This is a genomic window from Bordetella saccharivorans, from assembly GCF_045862855.1.
In the GTDB taxonomy this organism is placed as follows: Bacteria; Pseudomonadota; Gammaproteobacteria; order Burkholderiales; family Burkholderiaceae_B; genus Bordetella_A; species Bordetella_A petrii_F.
The window spans coordinates 4,467,314-4,491,883 of sequence record NZ_BAAFZO010000001.1 but is presented as its reverse complement, the minus strand read 5'-3'; the positions used below and the strand labels follow the sequence as shown (position 1 = coordinate 4,491,883).

Here is a 24,570-nt window from a genome sequence, read left to right as displayed (position 1 = left end):
TCTACATGGAGAGTGTATCGGTGAAATCAACCCGCGACCCGAGCAACCTTGCGGTCGATCGGGTCGATAGGCTGGCTCAATGGGCGCCCACGCAAGCGGCGTGCCGCCGCTTATTCCGGAAAGAACGCGTAGCGGATCACGAACAGCGCGGCCACCAGCCAGGTGGCGGGGTGCACCTCGCGCACGCGGCCCGTGCAGGTCTTGAGGACCACGTAGCTGATGAAGCCGAAGGCCAGGCCGTTGGCGATGGAATACGTGAACGGCATGATGAGCGCCGTGAGCGCCGCCGGCGTGGCTTCCGAGACTTCATTCCAGTCGATATCGACCAGTTCGCGCATCATCAGGCCAGCCACGTAGAGCAGGGCGGGCGCCGTGGCGTAGGCGGGCACCGAGCCGGCCAGCGGCGAAATGAACAGCGCCGCCAGGAACAGCAGCCCGACCACCAGGGCGGTCATGCCGGTGCGGCCGCCGGCCTGCACGCCCGAGGCGCTTTCGACGTAGGCGGTGGTGCTGCTGGTGCCCAGCATGGAGCCCGCCACGATCGCCGTGCTGTCGGCGAACAGCGCCCGGCCCAGGCGATTGGGCCGGCCCTCGGGCACCAGCCCGGCGCGCTTGGCCACGCCCATCAGCGTGCCGGTGGCATCGAAGACCTCGACCAGCACGAACACCAGGATCACGTGCACGAAGCCGGTGTGCAGGGCGCCCAGGATGTCGAGCTTGAGGAAGGTGGGCGCCAGGCTGGGCGGGGCCGAGAACACCCCCTGGAACTGGTTGTAGCCAAGCGCCATCGACAGCACCGTGACGGCCAGGATGCCGATCAGGATCGCGCCGCGCACGCGCAGCGCGTCCAGCACGGCGATGATGAAGAAGCCCAGGACCGCGAACAGCGGGGCGTGGCCGCGCAAGTCGCCCAGCGTGACCTTGGTGGCCGGGTGGGGCACCACGATGCCGGCGTTGGACAGGGCGATAATGGCCAGGAACAGGCCGATGCCCGCCGCGATGGCGCTGCGCAGCGAGTGCGGGATGCCCTTGATCAGCCAGGCGCGGATGCCGGTGACCGTCAGCAGCAGGAAAATCACGCCCGAGATGAACACCGCGCCCAGCGCCTGTTCCCAGGTGTAGCCCATGGTCTTGACCACGGTGAACGCAAAGAAGGCGTTGAGTCCCATGCCGGGCGCCATGCCGATGGGCCAGTTGGCCACCAGCGCCATGATCAGCGACCCCAGCGCCGCCGCCAGGCAGGTGGCCACGAACACCGCGTTGCGGTCCATGCCGGTGGACGACAGGATGTCCGGGTTGACGAAGATGATGTACGACATCGTCAGGAATGTCGTCAGGCCGGCGACCATTTCGGTACGGGCATTGGTACCGTGTTCGCGCAATTGGAATAGCTTCTCCAGCATTTCGGGTTCCCCGGGGTTATAAGAAGCCGCCATTTTCGCACCAGATGTACACTTCGTTGCCATGATCATCCTCGGCTTCGAAAGCTCCTGCGACGAGACCGGCGTGGCGGCGGTCTGCACCGAACGCGGCCTGCTGGCGCACGCCCTGCACACCCAGATCGCCATGCACCAGGAATACGGCGGCGTGGTGCCCGAACTCGCCTCGCGCGACCATATCCGCCGCGCCGTGCCGCTGGCCCGCCAGGTATTGGCCGAAGCCGGCCTGGGGCTGGGCGACGTCGACGCCGTGGCCTACACCGCCGGTCCCGGCTTGGCCGGCGCCTTGCTGGTGGGCGCCAGCGTGGCCCAGGCGTTCGCCTGGTCGCGCGGGCTGCCCGCCATTCCCATCCACCATCTCGAAGGGCACCTGCTGTCGCCCCGGCTGGCCGACCCGCGCCCCGATTTCCCCTTCGTGGCGCTGCTGGTGTCGGGCGGACACACGCAACTCATGCGGGTCGATGGCGTGGGGCGCTATGCCTTGCTGGGCGAAACGCTGGACGACGCCGCCGGCGAGGCATTCGACAAATCCGCCAAATTGCTGGGCCTGGGCTACCCGGGCGGCCCGGCCCTGGCGCGCCTGGCCGACCACGGCGACGCGCGGCGCTATGCGCTGCCGCGCCCGATGCTGCACAGCGGCGACCTCGATTTCAGCTTCAGCGGCCTGAAAACCGCCGTCCTGACGCGCGTGAAAGAGGCCGAACGGGCCGGCGGGCTCGACGACCAGGTCCGCGCCGACCTGGCCGCCGCCACCCAGGCGGCCATCGTCGAAGTGCTGGCGGCCAAGGCGGTGCGGGCGCTCAAGCAGAGCGGCTTGAAGCGGCTGGTGGTGGCGGGCGGGGTAGGGGCCAACCGGTTGCTGCGCGCGCGGCTGGATGAAGCCATGCGGCCGCTGCGGGCGCGGGCGTTTTTCCCGCCTCTGGCGTTGTGCACCGACAACGGAGCCATGATCGCGTACGCGGCGGCCGAGCGGGTCAGGGCCGGCCTGGCTACCCTGCAGCCCGGGCAGCACGCGTTCACGGTGCGGCCGCGCTGGGACTTGGCCGAATTGTCCGCTACGCCGGCGTAGGATGCGGTTATTTTTTCTTGCTGCCGATGCGGCTTTCGGTGCCGGCGAGCAGCCGGGCGATATTGGCGCGGTGGCGGTAGAACAGCAGCGCGGTGATCGCCGCCAGGGCCACGCCCACTGGCGCCTGCGCGTACCAGGCCACGCCGGAGCCGAACAGGTAGTACACCGGCGCGAAGAAGGCGGCCACCAGGGCGGCCAGCGAGGAATAGCGCGAGAACGCGGCGATGATGGCCCAGGTGGCCGCGGTGGCCAGCGCCAGCCACGGGTTGACGGCCAGCAGGATGCCGAGCGCGGTGGCCACGCCCTTGCCGCCCTTGAAACCCAGGAAAACCGGGTACAGGTGGCCCAGGAACACCGCCAGCGCCACCAGCGCGAAGCCGGTCCAGGACAGGCCCGGCGCCAGCGCCTGGGCCAGCCACAGCGCGAACCAGCCCTTGGCGGCGTCGCCCAGCAGCGTCAGGGCGGCGGCGGCCTTGTTGCCGGTGCGCAGCACATTGGTGGCGCCCGGGTTCTTCGAGCCATAGCTGCGCGGGTCCTGCAGCCCCATGAGCTTGCTGACCACCACGGCGAAAGGAATGGAGCCGATCAGGTAGGCCAGCGCGACCAGCGCGGCGGTGAACAAGAGCGAGGGGGCGGTCTGCACCATGGCGAGTATCCGTTGCGTATGAGATCGTGGCAGCGGATTCTACCGCGCGGGGGGCGTGGCGCGCAGGCGCCGGCCGGCGCGCGGCGGAGCGGGCCGGGTCATTTTCCGGCGGTACAATCGGTCGCGTTTCGCCGCGCGCGCTTTCTTCTGGATGCACAATGCGTATTCTGGTTTCCAATGACGATGGCTATACCGCTCCCGGCCTCGAAGCGCTGGTCAAGGCGCTCGAAGGGCTGGGCGAGCTCACCGTCGTGGCGCCCGAAACCAACCACAGCGGCGCCTCCAATTCCCTGACACTGAACCGGCCGCTCACCGTGCGCACGGCGGCCAACGGCTTCGTCTGCGTCAACGGCACGCCATCGGACTGCGTCCACGTGGCGCTGACCGGGCTCATGGAGGCGCGGCCGGACCTGGTGGTGTCGGGCATCAACAATGGCGCCAACATGGGCGACGACACGCTTTATTCCGGCACGGTCGCGGCGGCCGCGGAAGGCTATCTGTTCGGCATCCCGTCCATCGCCTTCTCGCTGGCCGAGAAAGGCTGGGCGCATCTGGAATCCGCCGCCCGGGCGGCGCGCCAGGTGGTCGAGCGGCAACTGGCCGAGCCGCTCGCCGCGCCGGTGCTGCTCAACGTCAATATTCCCAGCCGCCCGTACGACGCCCTCGACGGCTTCCAGGTCACGCGCCTGGGCAAGCGCCATCCTTCCGAGCCCGTCGTGCGCACCACCACCCCCTACGGCGACACCGTCTACTGGATCGGGCCGGTGGGGCTGGCCGCCGATGCCGCGCCGGGCACCGACTTCCACGCAGTGGCGCAAGGCGCCGTGTCGGTGACGCCGCTGCGGCTGGACTTGACCCAGCACAGCCAGCTCGACGAAGTCCGGCACTGGGCGGAGCCGCTATGCGCAAGCCTGTGACGCCTCCCGGCCCGCCGGGCCGTCCGCGCTCTGCCGGCTATGGTTCCACGGGCCTGGCGCCCGGGGTGACCGCCACCAACAGCAACACGCGCATTTCGCCCGCCACGCTGGCGCGCCCCGCGCCCGCCGGCGGCGCGGCCGGGCAGGGCGGCAACCTGGGGCTCAATTCGGACCGCCTGCGCCATGCCATGGTGCAGCGGCTGCGCAGCCAGGGCATTACCGACGAGCGCGTCCTCAACGCCATGAGCGCCGTGCCGCGCCATGTCTTCGTGGACGAGGCGCTCGCCAGCCGGGCCTACGAAGACGCCGCGCTGCCGATCGGCCATTCGCAGACCATCTCGCAGCCGTGGGTGGTGGCGCGCATGATCTCGGCCGCCTGCGAAGACCGCAGCCCGACCCGCGTGCTCGAAGTCGGCGCCGGCTGCGGCTACCAGGCGGCGGTGCTGGCGCAGTTCGTGCGCGAGGTGCATGCCATCGAGCGTATCCGCGGCCTGTTCGAACTGGCCCGCAATCATTTGCGGTCGCTGCGGCTGGCCACGCGCGTACGCCTCATCCACGGCGACGGCATGCAGGGCCTGCCCGGCGTGGCGCCGTTCGATGCTATTGTTGTGGCTGCGGCCGGACTGGCCATCCCGCAGGCGCTGCTGGAACAGCTCGCGCCCGGCGGCCGTCTGATCGCGCCGGAAGGCGCCACCAACCAACGGCTGGTGCTGGTAGAGCGCACCGGCACGTCCAGCTGGAAGCGCACCGAACTGGAGGCGGTACGTTTCGTGCCGCTGAGGGCCGGAATACAATCTTGAGCAAACAGGAGAAGCACATGCTCAACGGGCAGTTGCCACTGACCGACCTTTCTTTCCGCGCGACGCGCGTCGCGCGCCGTCCCCGCGCCGCATGGGTGGCGGGCCTGATCGGCCTGGCGCTGCTGGCCGGTTGCTCGACCACGAAGACGCGCGCCCCGGTGGTGGACCTGTCCAATCAGCCTGCCGCCGCGCAGCCCGGCGGCACCTATGTCGTCAAGCCGGGCGACACGCTCTACCAGATCGCGCGCGCCAACAATGTCGACATTGAAAGCGTGAAGCGCTGGAACAACATCAGCGACCCCAACCAGATCAGCGTGGGCCAGGTGCTCAAGCTGTCGGGCAGCGCGTCCGCCAAGCCGTCCGCGCCGGCGCCCACGCCCAGCCCGGTCGAAACCAAGCCCGTGCCGCTGGGCGAACCGGAAACCCCGCCAGCCACCACGCCGCCGGCCCAGACGCCGGCGCCCGTGGCGACGCCGCCGCGCGCTTCCGACGCCAGCCTCATCACCTGGGGATGGCCGTCCAGCGGCCCGGTCACCCAGGCCTTCAGCACCTCCACCAAAGGCATCGACATTGGCGGCTCGCTGGGCGACCCGGTCAGCGCGGCGGCCGACGGCAAGGTCATGTACAGCGGCAACGGCGTGCGCGGCCTGGGCAACCTCATCATCATCAACCACCAGAACGGCTTCATCACCGCGTACGCGCACAATCGCACCCTGCTGGTCAAGACCGGCCAGACCGTCAAGCGCGGCGCGAAGATCGCCGAAATCGGCCAGACCGACACCACTTCGCCACGGCTGCATTTCGAGATCCGTCGCCAGGGCACGCCGGTCGATCCCCTGCAGTACCTGCCGCCGCGATGACCCCCACGCTGGTCTTCGACCTCGAAACCCTGCCGGATGTGGCCGGCCTGCGCCGGCTCAACGGCTGGGGCCCCGACGTGCCCGACGCCGAGGTCGCCGAACGCGCCTTCCAGGCGCGCCGCGAGGCGGTAGGGCATGACTTCCTGCCGCTGCACCTGCACCACGTCGCGGTCATCGGCTGCGTGTTCCGCGACGACCAGGGCTTTCGCGTCAAGACGCTGGGCCAGCCGGACGACCCCGAGCCGGTCCTGCTGAACATGTTCTTCAAGACCATCGAGCGCTATACGCCGCGCCTGGTCAGCTGGAACGGCTCCGGGTTCGACCTGCCGGTGCTGCACTACCGCAGCCTGATCCACGGCGTGCCCGCGCCGCGCTATTGGGACACCGGCGAAGAAGACCGCGAGTTCAAGTTCAATAACTATATCGGCCGCTATCACACCCGCCACATCGACCTGATGGACCTGCTGGCCAAGTACAACGGCCGGGCCAATGCGCCGCTGGACGAACTGGCCAAGCTGTGCGGGTTTCCCGGCAAGCTGGGCATGGACGGCGGCCAGGTCTGGCAGGCCTGGCAGGAAGGCAAGGCCGACGAGGTCCGCGCCTATTGCGAGACCGACGTGGTCAACACCTGGCTGGTGTACTGCCGTTTCCGCTTCCTGCGCGGCGAGCTCGATGCCGCCGCCTACCAGGCCGAAATCGACCTGGTGCGGCAGACCCTCGCGGCCAGCGACGCGCCGCACTGGCGCGTCTACCTGCAGGCCTGGGACGCTTCCGTCCCGGCCTGAGCCGCCGGCCGCCAGCAACCGACTGAAATATTGGAGCGCCGGCGCGAAACGGGTGCGTAACCGCCCGGCTCGCACAATGGGTTCGCGTTCCACTTTTTCAGGAGACCACCATGTCCCGATACGCTATTCGTTCCTCCCTGGCGGCCCTCAGCTTCGTCGTCGCCGCCGGCGGCCTCGCTGGCGCCGCGGTTGCCGCGCCCGGCGAAGGCATGGGCGGCATGCAGGAAGCCCACGGCAAGTACCACGGCCACCATCGCGGCATGATGATGCGCGACGGCGACGGCGTCGGCGTGCCCGGCATCGGCCCACTGTCGCAAAAGCAGATCGATGCGCTCAAGCTCGATGCCAAACAACAGGCCGCGTTCGATGCCGCGCGGCAGGCGCAGCGCGATCTGCACACGGCCAGGCGCGAGGCTGGGTCCAAGCGTCATGAACTGCTGGCCAGCCAGCTCGAGAGCGGCAAGCTCGATCCCCGCGCCCTGATGGCGAGCCACGACGAGAACCGCGACCAGTTCCGCAAGCAGGCCGAGCAGGTGCGCGAGAAGTGGCTGGCCGCCTGGGATGGCCTGAATGACGGCCAGCGCCAGCAAATCACCGAAATCGTCAAGGAGCGCCACGCCAGGATGCAGGAGCGCCGGGCCAAGATGCAGGAGCGCCGGGCCAAGATGCAGGAGCGCCGGGCGAACCGTGACGCGCGCCAGGACGCTGGCCAGGCCTCGGCCGGCGGGGCCGCCCAGTCCAATTGATCCGGTAGCACGCAGGGCGCGGCGGGATGCCGCGCCATCCGCCGCGCGGCATCCCGCCGCGCGGCTTTTTTTCGCCAACCTGGCGCATGCGCGCCCCGGCTGCCTCGAATGGGTGCGGACCGGGCAGTCGGCGCACCGGCGCGGTGCTTGCCCGGGGGTGTCAGGGGCAGTTGCTGCCCGGCGCCGGAGTTGGCACGGAAGCTGCTTCAAGCGGGGCGAGCCGGTGACATTTCCATGACAGCCGGCCGCCGGGCGCGGCAGTCCCGCCGCGCGCGACTTCCGCACAGGATCCCGCACCATGAAACGCTCCCTGCCTGCCTTGCCCCTGGCCGTCCTCGCCGCCGCTACCGTGTCCGCCCACGCCGAGCCCACCGACCTGGGCGCGGGTTTTTCGCTCAGCGGCAATGCCGCCATTGTCAGCGACTACCGGTTCCGCGGCTATTCGCAGACCAACTTCCGCCCGGCGGTGCAAGTAGGGTTCGACCTGGCGCACAGCTCGGGCTTCTACCTGGGCAACTGGAACTCGAATGTCTCCGATTTCGTGTTCCCCGAGGGCAACCTGGAAATGGACTTCTACGGCGGCTGGAAGGGCGAGCTCGGGCATGGCCTGGGCCTGGATGTCGGGGCGCTGTACTACTACTATCCCGGTTCCTCCTCGCCCAAGGGGGGCAATTACAACAACACGGACTTGTATGTAGGGCTGAGCTACGGCAGCTACTCGCTGAAATACTCCTATACCCCCAGCGACTTCTTCAGCACCCCGGACAGCAAAGGCACCTGGTACCTGGACGGCACCGCCAATTTCGACCTGGGCGATGGCTGGGGCCTGGTGGCCCACGTGGGCTACCAGAAGCTGAAGCAGCAGGTCGACATGGACGGGGACGCCATCGGCCACTATGTCGACTACAAGCTGGGCGTGACCAAGGACCTGAACGGCTGGGTGCTCGGGCTGGCCGCGGTGGGCGCGTCGGCCGACAACTGGCTGCCGACCAAGAATGGCCATCCGTCCGGCCGGCTGGGGGCAGTTTTCTCGGTGGCCCGTTCGTTCTAGGGGCGGCTCACGCCCAAAGGCGCGCCCGCGCCGGTCGCGGCGGATTCCGCCGTCCTCTTTTACAATGCCCGGTTGCCTGTAAATGCCTGGATTGCAAGAGAGATGGCCGAAGTACTGAATATCGAGTCCCTGGACCTGGAGGCCCGGGGAATCGCCCGCCGCGACGGCAAGGTGGTGTTCGTCGAGGGCGCGTTGCCCACCGAGCGCGTCACCGCGCAGACGGTGCGGCGCAAGCCCTCGTACGAGATCGCCCGGGTCGAAGACATCCTGCGGCCCGCCGCGCTGCGGGTGGCGCCGCGCTGTCCGCACTTCGGCGTGTGCGGCGGCTGTGCCATGCAGCACCTGGAACCCACCGCCCAGGTGGCGATCAAGCAGCGCGCGCTGGAAGACACTTTCTGGCATGTCGGCAAACTGCGCCCGCAGCGCGTGCTGCCGCCGTTGCACGGACCCACCTGGGGCTATCGCTATCGCGCGCGCCTGTCGGTGCGGGTCGTGCCCAAGAAAGGCGGCGTGCTGGTGGGGTTTCATGAACGCAAGAGCAGCTACGTGGCCGACATGCGCGAATGCCATGTGCTGCCGGCGCACGTGAGCGGCATGCTGATGCCGCTGCGCGCCATGATCGCCGCCATGTCGGCGCCCGACCGCATGCCGCAGATCGAAGTGGCGCTGGGCGAGGGCGTCACGGTGCTGGTGCTGCGCCACCTCGAGCCGCTCACCGATCGCGACCTGGAGGTGCTGCGCGCCTTTGCCGCCGAGTATGCCGTGCAGTGGTGGCTGCAGCCGAAGGGCCCCGACACGGTCCATCCGCTCGAGCCGGCGCATGCCGATGCGCTGTGCTACACCATGCCCGAGTTCGGCCTGCGCATGCCGTACCGGCCCACCGACTTCACGCAGGTCAACCACGCGATCAACCGGGCCATGGTGTCGCGCGCGCTCATGCTGCTCGATGTGCAGCCCAAGGACCGGGTAGCCGACCTGTTCTGCGGATTGGGCAATTTCACCCTGCCGCTGGCCACGCGGGCCCGCGAAGCCGTGGGCGTCGAAGGCAGCAAGGCCCTGACCGACCGCGCCCTGGCCGCCGCCCAGCGCCACGGGCTGGAAGGGCGCACGAGTTTCGCCACCTTGAACTTGTTCGAGGTAGACGCCGACTGGCTGCGCGGGCTCGGCCATTTCGACCGCATGCTGATCGATCCTCCCCGCGAGGGGGCCCAGGCGGTGGCGCAGGCGCTGGCGCAGCTGGCGCCGCGCGAGCGTCCGGTCCGCATTGTGTACGTGTCGTGCAACCCGGCCACGCTGGCGCGCGATGCGGCCATCATGGCGCACGAGGGCGGCTACGTGCTCAAGAGCGCCGGCGTGATCAACATGTTCCCCCACACCGGCCATGTGGAATCGATCGCGGTGTTCGAATCGCTGCCGGCCGGCGAGGTCCTGGCGGTCCAGGCCCAGGCCCGCCTGAAAGGCCAGGAAGCGGCGTAGCCGCCAACTGGCAGCCCGGCGCGGCCAGGCCGGGGCGGCGTCCAGGGCGACAAGCCTTAGTCGGCGCCCAGCTCCTGGATGATCGGGCAGTCCGGCCGGTTGTCGCCATGGCAGTGACGCGCCAGGTGCTTCAGCGTGTCGGCCATCTGCTGCAGTTCCGCCGCCTTGCGTTCCAGTCCCTCGACATGGCGCAGCGCGATGCGCTTGACGTCGGCGCTGGCGCGGCCGCGGTCGCGCCATAGCGCCAGCAGCTCGTGCATCTGTTCGACCGAAAAGCCCAGGTCGCGCGCGCGGCGCACGAACCTGAGCGTATGCAGGTCGTTGTCGCCATATACCCGATAGCCCGATTCCGTGCGCATGGCCGGGCCGACCAGGCCGATGCTCTCGTAGTAGCGGATCATCTTGGCCGAGATGCCGGAGGCTCGCGCGGCCTCTCCGATATTCATGGTCATGGCGGGCTCCTCGCGAAAGGGTGTTGAAGCTGCGCGATAGGTGCGCAGGCGCCGCCAGAGCAGGGCGGCATCCTTTCCATGATGGGAAGGTTGAATGCATTATAGGCTTGACTTTGCCATTATGGGAAGGTTTAAGCTGATCTCCGTTGCCGCTGTTCACCGCGGCCATTTCTTCTGAAGGAGCCCACCATGTCCATCCAGTTCAATGTGCCCGATATGTCCTGCGGCCACTGCGTGCAGTCCATTACGACGGCGGTGCAGCAGGCCGTGCCCGGCGCGCGCGTGGCGGCCGATCTTGCCGCCCACCGCGTCACCGTGGACGGCGCGGCCGACGTGGAGCGCGTGCGCGCCGCCATCGTCGACGCCGGCTATGAACCCCAGCTGATCGGCTGAGTGCCAGGGCGCGGCTGATTGGCCTTGGCTATCAATTTATTAAAATAATTAAATTTGATATATTGATAGTGTGTATTTATCATTCTCTCCATGGTGGTCATTCCACCAATGCCAACCCAAGGAGATGATCGAATGCTGCAAAACCGCGAAGGCCAACGCGTTCCCAACGTGACCTTCCCTGTGCGCCAGGGCAATGACTGGAAACAGGTCACCACCGACGACCTGTTCAAGAACAAGACCGTGGTGGTCTTTTCGCTGCCGGGCGCGTTCACGCCGACCTGCTCGTCCACCCACCTGCCGCGCTTCAACGAGCTGGCGCCCGCTTTCCGCGAGGCCGGCGTCGACAGTATCGTGTGCGTTTCGGTCAACGACACGTTCGTGATGAACGAATGGGCCAAGGACCAGGAGTCGGCCAATATCACGCTGCTGCCCGACGGCAACGGCGACTTCACCGAAGGCATGGGCATGCTGGTCGACAAGCGCGACCTCGGCTTCGGCAAGCGCAGCTGGCGCTACTCGATGCTGGTCAAGGACGGCGTGATCGAAAAGATGTTCATCGAGCCCCAGAAGGAAGGCGACCCGTTCGAAGTGTCGGACGCCGACACCATGCTGGCCTACATCGCGCCGGACGCCAAGAAGCCGGACCAGGTCGTGGTGTTCTCCAAGCCCGGCTGCCCGTTCTGCGTGGAAGCCAAGGCGCTGCTGGCCGACAAGGGCTACGATGCGCTCGAGATCCCGCTGGACCACAAGGTCCGTGGCCGGGTCATTGGTGCCGTGTCCGGCAAGGCCACCGCGCCCCAGGTCTTCATCAACGGCAAGCTGATCGGCGGCCTGGACGACCTGAAGGCCCACCTGGCTTGACGGCCATGGCGGCCCGCCTGGCGCGGGCCGCCGCCATCTCATCATTTTTCTCTCTCGCGCCCGCAGCCGCCGTTGCGGCTGGCCGCGGGCGAACGCCCGCGGCGTGGGCTTCAGCCTGGAACAGTCATGGATACTTTGCATACCGATATCGCCGTCATCGGCGCCGGCACGGCCGGCCTGGCCGCCTATCGGGCGGCCCGCGCCGCCGGCAAGCGCGCGGTGGTGATCGAGGGCGGACCTTATGGCACGACCTGCGCCCGGGTCGGCTGCATGCCCTCCAAGCTGCTGATCGCCGCCGCCGAAGCGGCGCATGCCGCGGCGCATGGCGCGCCATTCGGCGTACATGTGGATGGCAAGGTGCGTATCGATGGCCGCGCAGTCATGGAGCGCGTGCGCCGGGAACGCGATCGCTTCGTCGGCTTCGTGCTCGAAGGCGTGGAGAATATCCCGGCCGAAGACAAGCTGGCCGGCTACGCGCGTTTCGTCTCGGACACTGCGTTGCGCGTGGATGACCGGGTCGAGGTGCATGCCGCCAGCGTCGTGATCGCTACCGGCTCGCGTCCGTCGGTGCCGGCGTCGTTCGCGGCGCTGGGCGACCGCCTGGTGGTCAACGACGACGTGTTCGCCTGGCAGGACCTCCCGCGCAGCGTGGCCGTGTTCGGGCCCGGCGTCATCGGACTCGAGCTGGGCCAGGCGCTGGCGCGGCTGGGCGTGCGCGTGCGGGTGTTCGGCGTCAGCGGCAGCCTGGGCGGCCTGGCCGACCCGGTGGTGCGCCAGCGCGCGCGCCGCATTTTCCAGGACGAGTTCTACCTGGACCCGGATGCGCGCGTCCTGTCCACCCAGCGGGTCGACGATGAGGTCGAAGTGCGCTATGTGGCGCTCGACAATACCGAGCGCACCGAGCGCTTCGATTATGCGCTGGTCGCGACCGGACGGCGCCCCAACGTCGACCGCCTGGATTTGCACCGGACCAGCCTGCCGCTCGACAGCCGCGGGGTGCCCGAGTTCGACCGGACCACCATGCAGGCGGGCGAATCGGCCATCTTCATCGCCGGCGATGCCAATGCCGACGTGCCTTTGCTGCACGAAGCGGCGGACGAAGGCCGCATTGCCGGGATGAACGCCGCCCGCTATCCGGATGTCCGGCCGGGCCAGCGCCGCGCGCCGCTCGGCGTGGTGTTCTCGGATCCGCAGATTGCCCTGGTCGGTGCTTCATACGGGCGGCTGCCGTCCGGCGGCTTCGTGACCGGCGAGGTCGATTTCGGCGACCAGGGGCGCTCGCGCGTCATGCTGAAGAACAAGGGCATGCTGCATGTCTACGCCGACATCGATTCCGGGCGCTTCCTGGGCGCCGAGATGGTCGGGCCGTCCGCCGAGCACATCGGCCACCTGCTGGCCTGGGCCGCGCAGCAGCAGTTGACTGTGGCGCAGATGCTCGACATGCCGTTCTACCACCCGGTGGTGGAAGAGGGCGTGCGCACCGCCCTGCGCGACGCGGCCGCCCGCCTCGAGCAGGCCCGACGCCAGCGCCGCGCCGCCGCCTGAGCCGGCCGGGCTGCAGGCAAATGGAGGCCATGCAGGCGCCTGCATGCAGGTGTCTGCCCCCTGTGAGGCGGCCTGCCCATGGAGACGGTGTCGCTGTGGGGTGTCAGGTACCTGTCACCCGCCCGGCTAGTCAGGCCGCGCGTTGCTGGATGTGGTCGCCGGCCAGGGCGTCGAGCACCGCGCGCTCGAATTGCATCTGGGTGCGCGGGCGCTCGAGGGCCGAGCCGGTGATGATGAATACGTCCTCGACGCGGTCGCCCAGGGTCATGATCTTGGCCATGCCGACGCTCACGCCATGTTCGGCGAACACCCGCGTCAGGGCGTGCAGCAGGCCGGGCCGGTCGGTGGCCGTCACCGACAGCCGCCATGATTGGCTGTGTTCGTCCGGCTGCAGCTCGGCTTGCGGCATCACCGGGAATACCTTGGAAATGCGCGACTGGCGCCGCCGCACCGGGGCGCCATAGGCGCCACGCGGACCAGCCGTGTCATGCGGGTCGCGCAGGCGTTCGGCCAGCTCGTGCTCGACCAGCGCGGCCTGGGCGCGCAGGTCGGTGCTGCCTTCGGGCGGCAGGACGATGAAGCTGTCCAGCGCCCACCCATGCCGCGTCGTATGGATGCGCGCGTCCTGGATGCCGAGCGACTTGGCGTCGAAATAGGCGCAAATCGCCACCACCAGTTCCGGGACATCGCGCGTGTAGACCATCACCTGCAAGCCCTCGCCATGTTCGGTGGGCCGCGCCCGCACCACCGGGCCGTCGGGCGCCACCTGGTAGTACAGGTGGCGGGTGTGCCAGGCGATGTCCGAGGCGTCGTGGCGCAGGAAATAGGCCACGTCGAGCTGGTTCCAGAAGGCCTCGCGGGCATCGTCGCGCAGGCCCGCCAGCCGGGTCAGCCGGGCGGCTTCTTCCTTGCGCTCGGTCAGCACGGTGTGCGTATCGGCGGGCGAGCCGCCCAGGGTGGCCAGCGTCAGGCGGTACAGGTCCTCGAGCAGCTTGCCTTTCCAGGCGTTCCAGACCTTCGGGCTGGTGCCGCGTATGTCGGCGACGGTCAGCAGGTACAGCGCCGTCAAGTGGCGCTCGTTGCCTACCGTGGCGGCGAACTGCTTGATCACGGCGGGGTCGGACAGGTCGCGCTTCTGGGCCACGGCCGACATCAGCAGGTGGTGGCGCACCAGGAATTCCACCAAGTCCGCGTCCTCCGGCTCCAACCCATGGTCGTGGGCGAAGCGGCGCACGTCGCGCGCGCCCAGTTCGGAATGGTCGCCGCCGCGGCCCTTGGCGATGTCGTGGAACAGCGCCGCCACGTAGAGCAGCCAGTGGCGCTCGAGACTGGCGATGAGCTGGCTGGCCAGCGGGTACTCCTGGGCGTGCTCCGGCATGGTGAAGCGCCGGATGTTGCGCACCACCGCCAGCGTGTGCTGGTCCACCGTGTACACATGGAACAGGTCGTGCTGCATCTGCCCGACAATGCGCCGGAACACCGGCAGGTAGCGCGGCAGGATGTTCAGCATGGTCATGCGCCGCAGCTCGTGCACGATGCCGCGCGGCTGCTGCAGGATCTGCAGGAACAGCTTGCGGTTGACCGGATTGCGGCGGAACTGCGCGTCGATGCGATGGCGCGAGTGCCAGATGGCGCGCAGTGTGCGCGGCGACATGCCGGTCAGTTCGGCGTGCTGCTGCATCACGAGGAAAGCGCGCAGCAGCAGCGTCGGGTTGCGCTCGAACGCGTCGTCGCGCACGATGTCGAGGCGGTCGCGCAGGTTGCGGAAATCGTCGTCGATGTCGCGGGCGCCGGTATCGGGCCGCGGGAACAGGCGTTCCTCGATGTTCGGCACCAGGATGGCATTGAGCTGCGTCACCAGCCGCGCCGCCCAGTAATAGCGCTGCATCAGCAGCTCGCTGGCGCGCCGCGTGGCCGTGGCCTGGATGCCATACACCTCGGCCAGCCCGGGCTGCAGGTCGAACAGCACGCGATCCTCGCGGCGGCCGGTCAGCAGGTGCAGTTCGATGCGCAGGCGCTTGAATGCCTGTTCGGCGCGGCGCAGGTCGCGCGCCTCGGACGGCGTCAGCAGGCCCGCCTGGGCCACTTCGCGCCAGTTGCGGCCAAAGCCCGCGGCCCGCGCCATCCACAGGATGACCTGCAAATCGCGCAGCCCGCCGGGAGATTCCTTGCAATTGGGTTCCAGCGCGTATGGTGTTTCCTGGTAGCGGGCGTGGCGCTGTTGCATCTCGACCCGCTTGGCCTGGAAAAAAGCGGCCGCGTCCAGCTGCGCCTGGATGGCGGCCTCGAATTGTTTCATCAGGGCGCGGCTGCCAGCCAGCCAGCGCGATTCCAGCAGGGCGGTCTCGACCGTGATGTCGGCCTGGGCTTCCTGTTCGCAATCGGCCAGGGTGCGCACGCTGTGCCCCGGCTCCAGGCCCAGGTCCCACAGGGCCGCGACCAGGCGCTCGATGGCGCCGGCATCGGCGGGCGCGGGCGCGTGCGGCAGCAGGATCAGGAGGTCGACGTCGGAATGGGGATACAGTTCGCCGCGGCCATAGCCGCCCACCGCAGCCAGCGTGGCCCCGGCCGGCAGCGGGTGCAGCTTGAGCAGGTCGCGCAGCGCCTGGTCGACGATCCGCCGCAAGTCGCCCAGCAGCGTATCGGGGCGGCGGTGCTGGCGGAATTGCGCGATGGCGGCCCGGCGCGCGGTTTGCAGCCGCTCGCGCAGGCCGGGCAACGTAGGCAGGGCGGCGGCGTTCATGCGGGCGCGCTCAGGCGGCCGGCAAGACCAGCGGTTCGGTCACGAAGGCGGGCGGCTGGCGCACGCCGGGCGACAGCGTCAGCACCTCATACCCGGTGTCGGTCACGACGATGGTGTGCTCCCACTGGGCCGACAGGCTGTGATCGCGCGTCACTACCGTCCAGCCGTCGGCCAACTGGCGGATCTCGCGGCGGCCGGCGTTGATCATCGGCTCGATGGTGAAGATCATGCCGGTGGTCAGGCGCACGCCGCTGCCCGGCTTGCCGTAGTGCAGCACCTGGGGGTCTTCGTGGAAGCGCTGGCCGATGCCGTGGCCGCAGAACTCGCGCACCACCGAATAGCCGTTGGCCTCGGCGTGCTTCTGGATGGCATGGCCCACGTCGCCCAGCGTGGCGCCGTTGCGCACCTGCTGGATGCCTTTCCACATGCACTCGAAAGTGACCTCGGCCAGGCGGCGCGACTGGATCGTCGGCTCGCCGACGTGGTACATGCGGCTGGTGTCGCCGAACCAGCCGTCCTTGATGATGGTGACATCGATATTGAGCGAATCGCCGTTCTTCAGCACCTTGTCGCCCGGGATGCCGTGGCAGACCTGGTGGTTGACCGAGGTGCAGATGGCGCCCGGGAAGGGCGGGTAGCCCGGCGGCGCGTAGCCCACCGTGGCCGATTTCACCTTCAGCTCGTCGGTCAGGTATTCCAGGCACAGGCGGTCGAGCTCGCCCGTGGTGACGCCCGGCTTGACGTAAGGGGTGATGAAATCGAGGATTTGCGCGGCGGTCTGGCAGGCCGCGCGCATTTTGTCCAGATCGGCGGGATTGGTAACGATGCCCATGTATTGGCTTGAGTGACTGGGTGAAAAAATAGTAGAATTATAGGCTTGCCTAAAAAACCGGGGGCAAAGCCAGCCGCGCTGCGTGGTATTGCGTGTGGTTCGCGTGTGGTGTTGCATGTTGCAACACGCCGCAAAGCCACATGTTGCAGGCGTTGGCTGGCATTGCCTTGGCGGCAGGGGCCCTGCATGAATGCACATTGTAGGCCCTGGCCGCCACGGCCGTCTGGGTTCGTTCGCCGCAGCATGGCGATCGGCCTGCCGGTTTCGGGCTTGTCCATCCTGATTGTCAGGAAATCGCGCGCTATGCCACCCAGGGTGCCGGCCGTGCCGTATGGCCGGTACAGGCGTAGTGCAAGAACCAACCCTCGGAGAAACTCATGTCCCTTATGCGCGAAATGCTGGAAGCTGGCGTCCACTTCGGTCACCAGACCCGCTATTGGAACCCCAAGATGGCCCCCTATATCTTCGGCCATCGCAACAAGATTCACATCATCAACCTCGAGCAGACGGTGGCCAAGTACCAGGACGCCACCAAGTTCGTGAAGCAGCTGGCCGCGCGCGGCGGCAACATCCTGTTCGTCGGCACCAAGCGGGCCGCCCGTGAGCTGGTCGCCGCCGAAGCCGCCCGCTGCGGCATGCCTTACGTCGACGCCCGCTGGCTGGGCGGCATGCTGACCAACTTCAAGACGGTCAAGACCTCGGTCAAGCGCCTGAAGGACATGGAAGCCGTCATCGCCGACGGCGGCGCCGAGCGCATGATCAAGAAGGAAGGCCTGCTGTTCCAGCGCGAACTGGACAAGCTGAACAAGTCGATCGGCGGCATCAAGGACATGAACGGCCTGCCCGACGCGCTGTTCGTCATCGACGTGGGCTACCACAAGATCGCCGTCGCCGAGGCCCGCACGCTGGGCATCCCGGTCGTGGCTGTGGTCGACACCAACCACTCGCCCGAAGGCATCGACTACGTCATTCCCGGCAACGATGACTCGGCCAAGGCCATCGCGCTGTACGCCAAGGGCATCGCCGACGCCGTCCTGGAAGGCCGCGAGCAGAACCTGAACGGCCTGGTCGAAGAAGGCGGCGAAGGCTCGGAAGAGTTCGTCGAAGTGCAGGACAACCAGGGCTGAGCCCGGTAGCGCCGGCGGGCTGGCCGCGGCGGGCGGGCAACCGTCCCGCGGCCGCCCCCGCCGGCGCAGATCCCGAGACGGGCTCCCGTCTCGCCGCCCGCCGCCGCGGGCGCCCAGTCGATTCAAACCATGTGCCCCGGTCGTGCCGGGGCATGTCTTAGCGAAATTGGAGCAACCATGGCTGAAATTACCGCCGCCCTCGTCAAGGAACTGCGCGAGAAGACCGACGCGCCCATGATGGAGTGCAAGAAGGCCCTGACCGAAGCCGAAGGCGACCTGGCCCGCGCCGAGGAAATCCTGCGCGTCAAGCTGGGCAACAAGGCCAGCAAGGCCGCCGCGCGCGTCACCGCCGAGGGCCTGATCGGCCTGTACATCTCGGCCGACGCCAAGCAGGGCGCCGTCATCGAGGTCAACTGCGAGACCGACTTCGTGGCCAAGAACGACGATTTCGTCGCTTTTGTGAACACGCTGGCCGAACTGGTCACCACCCAGAAGCCGGCCGACGTGGCCGCGCTGTCGGCGCTGCCGCTGGGCGAGGGCACGGTCGAAACCACCCGCACCGCCCTGATCGGCAAGATCGGCGAGAACATCTCCGTGCGCCGCTTCGAGCGCATCGAGACCCCCAACGCCCTGGCCAGCTACGTGCACGGCGGCAAGATCGGCGTGCTGGTCGAGTACGCCGGCGCCGAGGAAGTGGGCAAGGACCTGGCCATGCACATCGCCGCAACCAAACCCAAGGCCCTGAGTGCCGAAGGCGTGCCGGCCGCCGACATCGCCGCCGAGCGCTCGGTCGCCGAGCAGAAGGCCGCCGAATCGGGCAAGCCCGCCGAGATCGTCGCCAAGATGGTCGAGGGTTCGGTGCAGAAGTTCCTGAAGGAAGTCACGCTCCTGTCGCAGCCGTTCGTCAAGAACGACAAGCAGAGCGTCGAGCAGATGCTCAAGGAAAAGAACGCCTCGATCAGCAAGTTCGTGCTGTTCGTGGTGGGCGAGGGCATCGAGAAGAAGACCAGCGACTTCGCCGCCGAGGTCGCCGCTGCCGCCGCCGGTCGCGCCTGATCGGTCGTGGTACCTGGGGCCGGCTAGAAAAATCTAGTCCGGCCCCATTTCTTGTCTTACACTTTCGTCGGATCGTTCTCCGGGACATCACCTATGACCAGCAGATCATACAAACGGGTTCTTCTCAAACTTTCCGGCGAGGCGCTGATGGGCGAGGATGCCTTCGGCATCAATCGCGGCACCATCGTGCGCATGACCGACGAGATCGCCGAAGTGGTCGCGCTGGGCGTAGAGCTGGCCATCGTCATCGGTGGCGGCAACATTTTCCGCGGCGTTGCTCCGGGCGCGCAGGGCATGGACCGCGCGACTGCGGACTACATGGGCATGATGGCCACCATCATGAACGCCCTGGCGCTGCAGGACGCCCTCAAGCACAAGAACGTCGACACGCGCGTGCAGTCGGCGCTGAACATCGACCAGGTGGTCGAGCCCTACATCCGCCCCAAGGCGCTGCGCTACCTGGAAGAGGGCAAGGTCGTCATTTTCGCGGCCGGCACGGGCAACCCCTTCTTCACCACCGACACCGCGGCCGCGCTGCGCGGCGCGGAGATCGGCGCCGAGATCGTGCTCAAGGCGACCAAGGTCGACGGCATCTACAGCGCCGATCCCAACAAGGATCCGACCGCCACGCGCTACACGCGCATCAGCTTCGACGAGGCCATCGTGCGCCGGCTCGAGGTCATGGACGCCACGGCCTTCGCGCTGTGCCGCGACCAGAAATTGCCCATCAAGGTGTTTTCGATCAACAAGTCCGGCGCGCTCAAGCGAGCCGCCAGCGGCGAAGACGAAGGCACACTGGTACACGTTTAAGCAGAGGAAATTCCCATGAGCGTCGCAGAAATCCGCAAATCCGCCGAAACCAGGATGGCCAAGTCGCTTGATACGCTCAAAGTCAACTTGTCCAAGATCCGCACCGGGCGCGCCCATACCGGCATCCTCGACCATGTGCAGGTCGAGTACTACGGCTCGCCCGTGCCCGTGAGCCAGGTCGCCAATGTGAACCTGGTCGATGCGCGCACCATCAGCGTGCAGCCCTACGAGAAGCCCATGGCGGCGGCCATCGAGAAGGCCATCCGCGAGTCCGACCTGGGCCTGAATCCCATGGCCATGGGCGACAGCATCCGCGTGCCGATGCCCGCCCTGACCGAAGAGCGCCGCCGCGACCTGACCAAGGTGGTCAAGAGCGAGGGCGAGGATGCCAAGATCGCCGTGCGCAACCTGCGCCGCGAGGCCAACGAAGCGCTCAAGAAGCTGGTCAAGGACAAAGAAATCTCCGAAGACGACGAGCGCCGCGCCCAGGACGACATCCAGAAGCTCACCGATCGCCACGTGACCGAGATCGACAAGCTCATCGCCCAGAAAGAAGCGGAAATCATGACCGTATAATTTGCGCCAGGTGCCGATGCCACGCGCCGCCCACGCCGCGCTGCAACTCGCCTGGCGAGTGCGGAGTCGGCCCGGCGGCGTGGTTCTTTAGGTTCCTCAGGCCCATCCCGGACCTCTTCGGCACGACGTTCCCAGCTCATGGCTATCAGTTCCACACAGGCAATCCCTCCCACCCAGGCCATTCCCGAGCACGTTGCCATCATCATGGACGGCAACGGCCGCTGGGCCACGCAGCGCCACCTGCCGCGCACGGCCGGGCACGCCAAGGGCGTACAGGCGGTGCGCCGGGTGGTCGAGGCCTGCGGCCGGCGCGGCGTGCGCTACCTGACCCTGTTCGCCTTCAGCTCCGAGAACTGGCGGCGCCCGGCCGAAGAAGTCTCGTTGCTCATGCGCCTGTTCGTGCAGGCGCTCGAGCGCGAGGTCGACAAGCTCAACGAGCAGGGGGTGCGCCTGCACGTAGTGGGCGACATGTCGCGCTTCGAGCCGCGGCTGCAGGGGCTGATCGCCGAGGCCCAGGCGCGCACCGCGCAGAACGACCGCCTGCACCTGTCCGTGGCGGCCAACTATGGCGGCCGCTGGGACATCCTGCAGGCCACGCGTGCCATGCTGGCGCAGAACCCCGACCTGGCGCGCGACCCGCGGCGCATCGACGAGCAGCATCTGGCCGCCCATCTCTCCATGGCCTGGGCGCCCGAGCCCGACCTGTTCATCCGCACCGGCGGCGAACAGCGCATTTCCAATTTCCTGATCTGGCAGCTCGCCTATACCGAGCTGTATTTCACCGACCAATACTGGCCCGATTTCGGCGCGGCCGAGCTCGACGCGGCATTCGAGTGGTACCGCAACCGTGAACGCCGCTTCGGCCGTACCAGCGCGCAATTGCGCGACGGCGCCGCGCGCTGATCCCTACGGAGACTCCCCATGCTCGGACAACGCGTCGTGACCGCTGTGGTCCTGCTGGCGGTGCTGGCGGCCGCGCTGGCCAGCGGCAATCCGTGGTGGTTCGTGGCGCTGCTGGCGGTGGCGGCCGCGTGCGCCTGCTGGGAATGGCTGCGGCTGACCGCGCCCCAGCCGCCATCGCGCGCGCTGTGCGTCGGCGGGGCCGCCGCGCTGCTGGCGGCCATGCTGTGGCTCGCCTGGGCCTGGTTGTCCGGCGCCCCGGCCGGCCTGGGACCGCAGGTCGCGGTGGTGCGCTGGCTGGTGCCGCTCGTGTCGCTGGCCTGGGTGCTGGGAGCCGGCACGGCGGTGGTGCGCGGGCGGGCCGACGCGCCGCCGGCCAGCGCCGCGTGGTCGCTGTTCTGCGTGCCCGCGGTGCTGGCCGCGTGGGCTGTCCTGGCGCTGCTTTTCATGGCGCGCGGCGGCGCCTTCGTGGTGTCGCTGCTGGCGCTGGTATGGGTGGCCGACATCGCCGCGTATTTCGCCGGCCGGGCCTTCGGCAAGCGTAAACTGGCGCCCAGGGTCAGCCCTGGCAAGACCATCGCCGGCGCAGTGGCGGGCGTGCTGGCCGCGGTGGCCTGGGTGGGCCTGTCCAGTCTATGGACGGGCAGCTTCGGCCATGCGCTGGTCGAACGCTGGTCGCTGTGGCTGGCGCTGCCCGCCGCCGCGGTCCTGGGCATCCTGTCCATCGTGGGCGACCTGTTCGAGTCGCTGCTCAAGCGCCGGGCCGGCCGCAAAGATTCCAGCGCGCTGCTGCCCGGCCATGGCGGAGTCTACGATCGCATCGACGCCATCCTGCCGGTGGCGCCCGTCGCGTTCCTGTTGTCTGGAGTGTCGTTTTGAGTCGTTTCCAACGCGTCGCCGTCCTGGGCTCCACCGGCTCCATCGGGGAAAGCACCCTGGACGTCATCGCCCGCCATCCCGAGCGGCTGAAAGTGCATGCGCTGTCGGCGCACAGCCGCATGGAACGCCTGGCGGAGCAGGCCGCCGGCAGCGGGGCGGCGGTGGTGGTTGTGCCCGACGAGGCCGCGCGCCGGCGCTTCCTGGCCGCCTGGCCGGCGGGACGGCCTGCGCCGGAGATCCGCGTCGGCGCGCAGGCGCTGGCCGACACCGCGGCCGACGACGGCTGCGACACGGTCATGGCGGCCATCGTGGGCGCCGCCGGCCTGCCGGCGGCGCTTGGCGCCGCGGGTGCCGGCAAGCGCGTGCTGCTGGCCAACAAGGAGGCGCTGGTGGCCGCTGGCGGGCTGTTCATGCGCGCGGTGCGCGAGCATGGCGCCGAGCTGCTGCCCATCGACAGCGAACACAACGCCATTTTCCAGTGCCTGCCGCACGGCGAACGGGCTGGCGCGCCGGACCAGCCCGCGCGCGGCGTGCGCCGGCTGCTGCTGACCGCGTCGGGAGGGCCTTTCCGGCGCCACGACCCGCAAGACCTGCACGAGGTCACGCCCGAACAGGCCTGTGCCCACCCCAACTGGAGCATGGGCCGCAAGATCTCGGTCGATTCGGCCACCATGCTCAACAAAGGGCTGGAAGTCATCGAGGCGCACTGGCTGTTTGCCATGCCGGCCGACCGCATCGAAGTCCTGATCCACCCCCAGAGCGTGGTCCACTCGCTGGTCGAATACGAGGATGGCTCGGTGCTGGCCCAATTGGGCCAGCCCGACATGCGCACGCCCATTGCCTATGGCCTGGGTTTTCCCGACCGGCTGGCCAGCGGGGTGGGGCCGCTCGACCTGGCGCGCTGCGGCCGGCTGGAATTCGAAACGCCCGACCTGCAGCGCTTTCCGTGCCTGGGCCTGGCATTCGACGCCCTGCGGGCCGGCCAGGCCGCCTGCGTCGCGTTGAATGCCGCCAATGAAATCGCCGTGGAGGCCTTCCTGTCGGGGCGGCTGCGCTACACCTGGATTCCCCGCGTCATCACGGCCGCCCTGGAATGGCAGCAGCGGCAGTCTTCTGTTACGCTCGATAGCCTGGCCGACGTCCTGGCATTCGACGCCGAGGCGCGCGCCTATGCAGGCAATCTCGGCCTGGCCTGACGCGTTCCGGCCCACAGAGTCCATCCATGCTTTTCACCCTGCTTGCCTTCATCGTTGCCCTGGGCATCCTCATCACGTTCCACGAGCTGGGCCACTACTGGGTGGCGCGCCTGTGCGGCGTGCGCGTGCTGCGCTTTTCGGTGGGCTTCGGCCGGGTCCTGCTGCGCCGCGTCGACCGCCAGGGCACGGAATGGGCCGTCTCCGCCATTCCCCTGGGCGGCTACGTCAAGATGCAGGACGATCCTCCCCCGGGCGCGCCGCCGGCGCTGGCGGCCCAGTCGTTCAATACCCAGCCGGTAGGGCGTCGCATCGCCATCGTGGCGGCCGGGCCGCTGTTCAACCTGGCCCTGGCAGTGATGCTCTACGCCGGGCTCAATCTGGCCGGCACCGAAGAGCCTGCCGCCGTGATCGCCGCGCCGGTGGCCGGCACGCCGGCCGAGCAGGCGGGTTTCCGCGCTGGCGACCGCCTCCTGGCCATTGACGGCCGCGAGGTCGCGTCCTGGAACGACGCCCGCTGGCGCCTGCTCGACGTGCTGTCGGCGGGTGGCCAGGCCGAGATCGAGGTCCGCACCGCCGATGGCGGCACCAACCGGCTCGCGCTGCAGGTGCCCGGCAACCGCATGGACCCGGCGCAGGGCGACCCCCTGGCCGACACCGGGCTGCGCATGGCGCCGCCCAAGCCCATCGTGCGCGAGGTCATCGCCGGCGGCGCCGGCGAACAGGCAGGCCTGCGCGAGGGCGACCGTATTGTCGCCGTCGGGGCCACCGCCGAGCCCGATACCGCCGAATTGGTGCGTATCATCCAGCAGCACCCCGGCCAGCCGCTGTCCCTGGCGCTGTTGCGCGACGGCGCGCGCGTGTCGCTGACCGTGGTGCCGCGGCCCGAAACGGCGCAGGGGCAGGCCATCGGCCGCATCGGCGTGCAGCTTGGCGGCGACCTGCCCATGGTGACCGTCCGTTACGGTGTGTTCGAGAGTATATGGCGGGCCACGGTACGCACCTGGGATACCGCGTGGCTGTCGCTGCGCATGATGGGCCGCATGGTGATCGGCGAGGTTTCCTGGCGCAATATCAGTGGTCCGGTGACCATCGCCGATTATGCGGGGCAGACCGCGCGCATCGGCATTGCGGCCTATATCGCCTATCTGGCGCTCATCAGCATCAGCCTCGGCGTACTGAACCTGTTGCCGATCCCGATGCTCGACGGCGGACATCTGCTGTACTATCTCGTCGAAATTGTGCGTGGCAGCCCGCCGCCCGATCGATGGATCGACATCGGCCAGCGCGCCGGCATCGGCCTGCTGGCCGGGCTGATGGGGCTGGCCCTGTTCAATGATTTCGCGCGCCTGTTCACTTGACGGGCGATCGAATAAAATCCTCCGCCATTTGCTCGACCTAGGATAGCCAAGGA

24 protein-coding genes are annotated in these 24,570 nt (G+C 68.4%); 19 read left to right on the top strand and 5 right to left on the bottom strand.

Going from position 1 to position 24,570, the window contains the following annotated elements; all coding sequences use genetic code 11:
* Nucleotides 1-110: 110 nt before the first annotated feature.
* Nucleotides 111-1,403, bottom strand: coding sequence for an NCS2 family permease (locus ACKTT0_RS21495; RefSeq protein ID WP_407851797.1), 1,293 nt, complete (start codon nt 1,401-1,403; stop codon nt 111-113).
* 61 nt (nt 1,404-1,464) lie between these two features.
* Between ACKTT0_RS21495 and tsaD the strand changes: the two genes are divergently transcribed.
* Entirely contained in the window at nt 1,465-2,508 is a 1,044-nt protein-coding gene (gene tsaD, locus ACKTT0_RS21490) for a tRNA (adenosine(37)-N6)-threonylcarbamoyltransferase complex transferase subunit TsaD (RefSeq protein WP_407851796.1), read from the top strand.
* A gap of 7 nt (nt 2,509-2,515) precedes the next feature.
* Here the strand turns inward: tsaD and plsY are convergent, their stop codons facing one another.
* The gene (gene plsY / locus ACKTT0_RS21485; RefSeq protein WP_407851795.1) at nt 2,516-3,154 is read right to left on the bottom strand and encodes a glycerol-3-phosphate 1-O-acyltransferase PlsY; all 639 of its coding nucleotides are present in this window, start codon (nt 3,152-3,154) and stop codon (nt 2,516-2,518) included.
* 158 nt (nt 3,155-3,312) lie between these two features.
* Here plsY and surE point away from each other — a divergent pair, with 158 nt between their 5' ends.
* From surE to rlmD, 7 genes are all read left to right on the top strand, one after another.
* The gene (gene surE / locus ACKTT0_RS21480) at nt 3,313-4,071 is read left to right on the top strand and encodes a 5'/3'-nucleotidase SurE (RefSeq protein WP_407851794.1); all 759 of its coding nucleotides are present in this window, start codon (nt 3,313-3,315) and stop codon (nt 4,069-4,071) included.
* A complete protein-coding gene (locus ACKTT0_RS21475) occupies nt 4,056-4,871 on the top strand; it encodes a protein-L-isoaspartate(D-aspartate) O-methyltransferase (protein ID WP_407851793.1) in 816 nt (271 codons plus the stop codon). The genes surE and ACKTT0_RS21475 overlap by 16 nt, the downstream gene beginning before the upstream one ends.
* 17 nt (nt 4,872-4,888) lie before the next feature.
* Complete coding sequence (locus tag ACKTT0_RS21470; RefSeq protein ID WP_407852476.1) at nt 4,889-5,731, top strand: peptidoglycan DD-metalloendopeptidase family protein; 843 nt, start codon at nt 4,889-4,891, stop codon at nt 5,729-5,731.
* Entirely contained in the window at nt 5,728-6,516 is a 789-nt protein-coding gene (locus ACKTT0_RS21465; RefSeq protein WP_407851792.1) for a 3'-5' exonuclease, read from the top strand. Before ACKTT0_RS21470 ends, ACKTT0_RS21465 begins: the two co-directional genes overlap by 4 nt.
* A gap of 110 nt (nt 6,517-6,626) precedes the next feature.
* Nucleotides 6,627-7,262 carry a hypothetical protein gene (locus ACKTT0_RS21460; RefSeq protein WP_407851791.1) on the top strand — a complete coding sequence of 212 codons (636 nt, stop codon included), beginning with the start codon at nt 6,627-6,629 and terminating at the stop codon, nt 7,260-7,262.
* 298 nt (nt 7,263-7,560) lie between these two features.
* Nucleotides 7,561-8,313, top strand: a complete 753-nt coding sequence (locus ACKTT0_RS21455) for a TorF family putative porin (protein WP_407851790.1) — start codon at nt 7,561-7,563, stop codon at nt 8,311-8,313.
* Nucleotides 8,314-8,415: 102 nt separating this feature from the next.
* A complete protein-coding gene (rlmD, locus tag ACKTT0_RS21450; protein ID WP_407851789.1) occupies nt 8,416-9,789 on the top strand; it encodes a 23S rRNA (uracil(1939)-C(5))-methyltransferase RlmD in 1,374 nt (457 codons plus the stop codon).
* A 56-nt stretch (nt 9,790-9,845) separates the two neighbouring features.
* On the opposite strand, the gene cueR is transcribed toward rlmD, so the two are convergent.
* Complete coding sequence (gene cueR / locus ACKTT0_RS21445) at nt 9,846-10,235, bottom strand: Cu(I)-responsive transcriptional regulator (protein ID WP_407852475.1); 390 nt, start codon at nt 10,233-10,235, stop codon at nt 9,846-9,848.
* Between the two features lie 195 nt (nt 10,236-10,430).
* On the opposite strand from cueR, the gene ACKTT0_RS21440 reads away from it, so the two are divergent.
* The 3 genes from ACKTT0_RS21440 to ACKTT0_RS21430 all read left to right on the top strand — a co-directional run bounded on the left by ACKTT0_RS21440 (nt 10,431) and on the right by ACKTT0_RS21430 (nt 13,040).
* Nucleotides 10,431-10,634, top strand: coding sequence for a heavy-metal-associated domain-containing protein (locus tag ACKTT0_RS21440; RefSeq protein WP_407851788.1), 204 nt, complete (start codon nt 10,431-10,433; stop codon nt 10,632-10,634).
* A 132-nt stretch (nt 10,635-10,766) separates the two neighbouring features.
* The gene (locus ACKTT0_RS21435; protein ID WP_407851787.1) at nt 10,767-11,495 is read left to right on the top strand and encodes a glutathione peroxidase; all 729 of its coding nucleotides are present in this window, start codon (nt 10,767-10,769) and stop codon (nt 11,493-11,495) included.
* Nucleotides 11,496-11,621: 126 nt separating this feature from the next.
* A complete protein-coding gene (locus tag ACKTT0_RS21430; RefSeq protein WP_407851786.1) occupies nt 11,622-13,040 on the top strand; it encodes a dihydrolipoyl dehydrogenase in 1,419 nt (472 codons plus the stop codon).
* 130 nt (nt 13,041-13,170) lie between these two features.
* Here ACKTT0_RS21430 and ACKTT0_RS21425 read toward each other — a convergent pair whose 3' ends face one another.
* Nucleotides 13,171-15,783: a [protein-PII] uridylyltransferase gene (locus tag ACKTT0_RS21425; protein ID WP_407851785.1), complete on the bottom strand. Its 2,613-nt coding sequence runs from the start codon at nt 15,781-15,783 to the stop codon at nt 13,171-13,173.
* Nucleotides 15,784-15,793: 10 nt separating this feature from the next.
* Nucleotides 15,794-16,615 (bottom strand): type I methionyl aminopeptidase, encoded by an 822-nt coding sequence (gene map / locus ACKTT0_RS21420; RefSeq protein WP_407851784.1) that lies wholly within the window; start codon nt 16,613-16,615, stop codon nt 15,794-15,796.
* A gap of 377 nt (nt 16,616-16,992) precedes the next feature.
* Here map and rpsB point away from each other — a divergent pair, with 377 nt between their 5' ends.
* From rpsB to rseP, 8 genes are all read left to right on the top strand, one after another.
* Nucleotides 16,993-17,742 carry a 30S ribosomal protein S2 gene (gene rpsB, locus ACKTT0_RS21415; protein ID WP_407851783.1) on the top strand — a complete coding sequence of 250 codons (750 nt, stop codon included), beginning with the start codon at nt 16,993-16,995 and terminating at the stop codon, nt 17,740-17,742.
* 177 nt (nt 17,743-17,919) lie between these two features.
* Nucleotides 17,920-18,798, top strand: a complete 879-nt coding sequence (gene tsf, locus ACKTT0_RS21410; RefSeq protein ID WP_407851782.1) for a translation elongation factor Ts — start codon at nt 17,920-17,922, stop codon at nt 18,796-18,798.
* A gap of 93 nt (nt 18,799-18,891) precedes the next feature.
* A complete protein-coding gene (gene pyrH, locus ACKTT0_RS21405) occupies nt 18,892-19,608 on the top strand; it encodes a UMP kinase (protein ID WP_407851781.1) in 717 nt (238 codons plus the stop codon).
* Nucleotides 19,609-19,623: 15 nt separating this feature from the next.
* The gene (gene frr / locus ACKTT0_RS21400) at nt 19,624-20,184 is read left to right on the top strand and encodes a ribosome recycling factor (RefSeq protein WP_407851780.1); all 561 of its coding nucleotides are present in this window, start codon (nt 19,624-19,626) and stop codon (nt 20,182-20,184) included.
* A gap of 138 nt (nt 20,185-20,322) precedes the next feature.
* Nucleotides 20,323-21,087, top strand: a complete 765-nt coding sequence (gene uppS, locus ACKTT0_RS21395) for a polyprenyl diphosphate synthase (protein ID WP_407851779.1) — start codon at nt 20,323-20,325, stop codon at nt 21,085-21,087.
* An 18-nt stretch (nt 21,088-21,105) separates the two neighbouring features.
* Complete coding sequence (locus ACKTT0_RS21390; protein WP_407851778.1) at nt 21,106-21,963, top strand: phosphatidate cytidylyltransferase; 858 nt, start codon at nt 21,106-21,108, stop codon at nt 21,961-21,963.
* Nucleotides 21,960-23,159 carry a 1-deoxy-D-xylulose-5-phosphate reductoisomerase gene (locus tag ACKTT0_RS21385; RefSeq protein WP_407851777.1) on the top strand — a complete coding sequence of 400 codons (1,200 nt, stop codon included), beginning with the start codon at nt 21,960-21,962 and terminating at the stop codon, nt 23,157-23,159. The genes ACKTT0_RS21390 and ACKTT0_RS21385 overlap by 4 nt, the downstream gene beginning before the upstream one ends.
* A gap of 26 nt (nt 23,160-23,185) precedes the next feature.
* Nucleotides 23,186-24,517: an RIP metalloprotease RseP gene (rseP, locus tag ACKTT0_RS21380; protein WP_407851776.1), complete on the top strand. Its 1,332-nt coding sequence runs from the start codon at nt 23,186-23,188 to the stop codon at nt 24,515-24,517.
* Nucleotides 24,518-24,570: the final 53 nt, after the last annotated feature.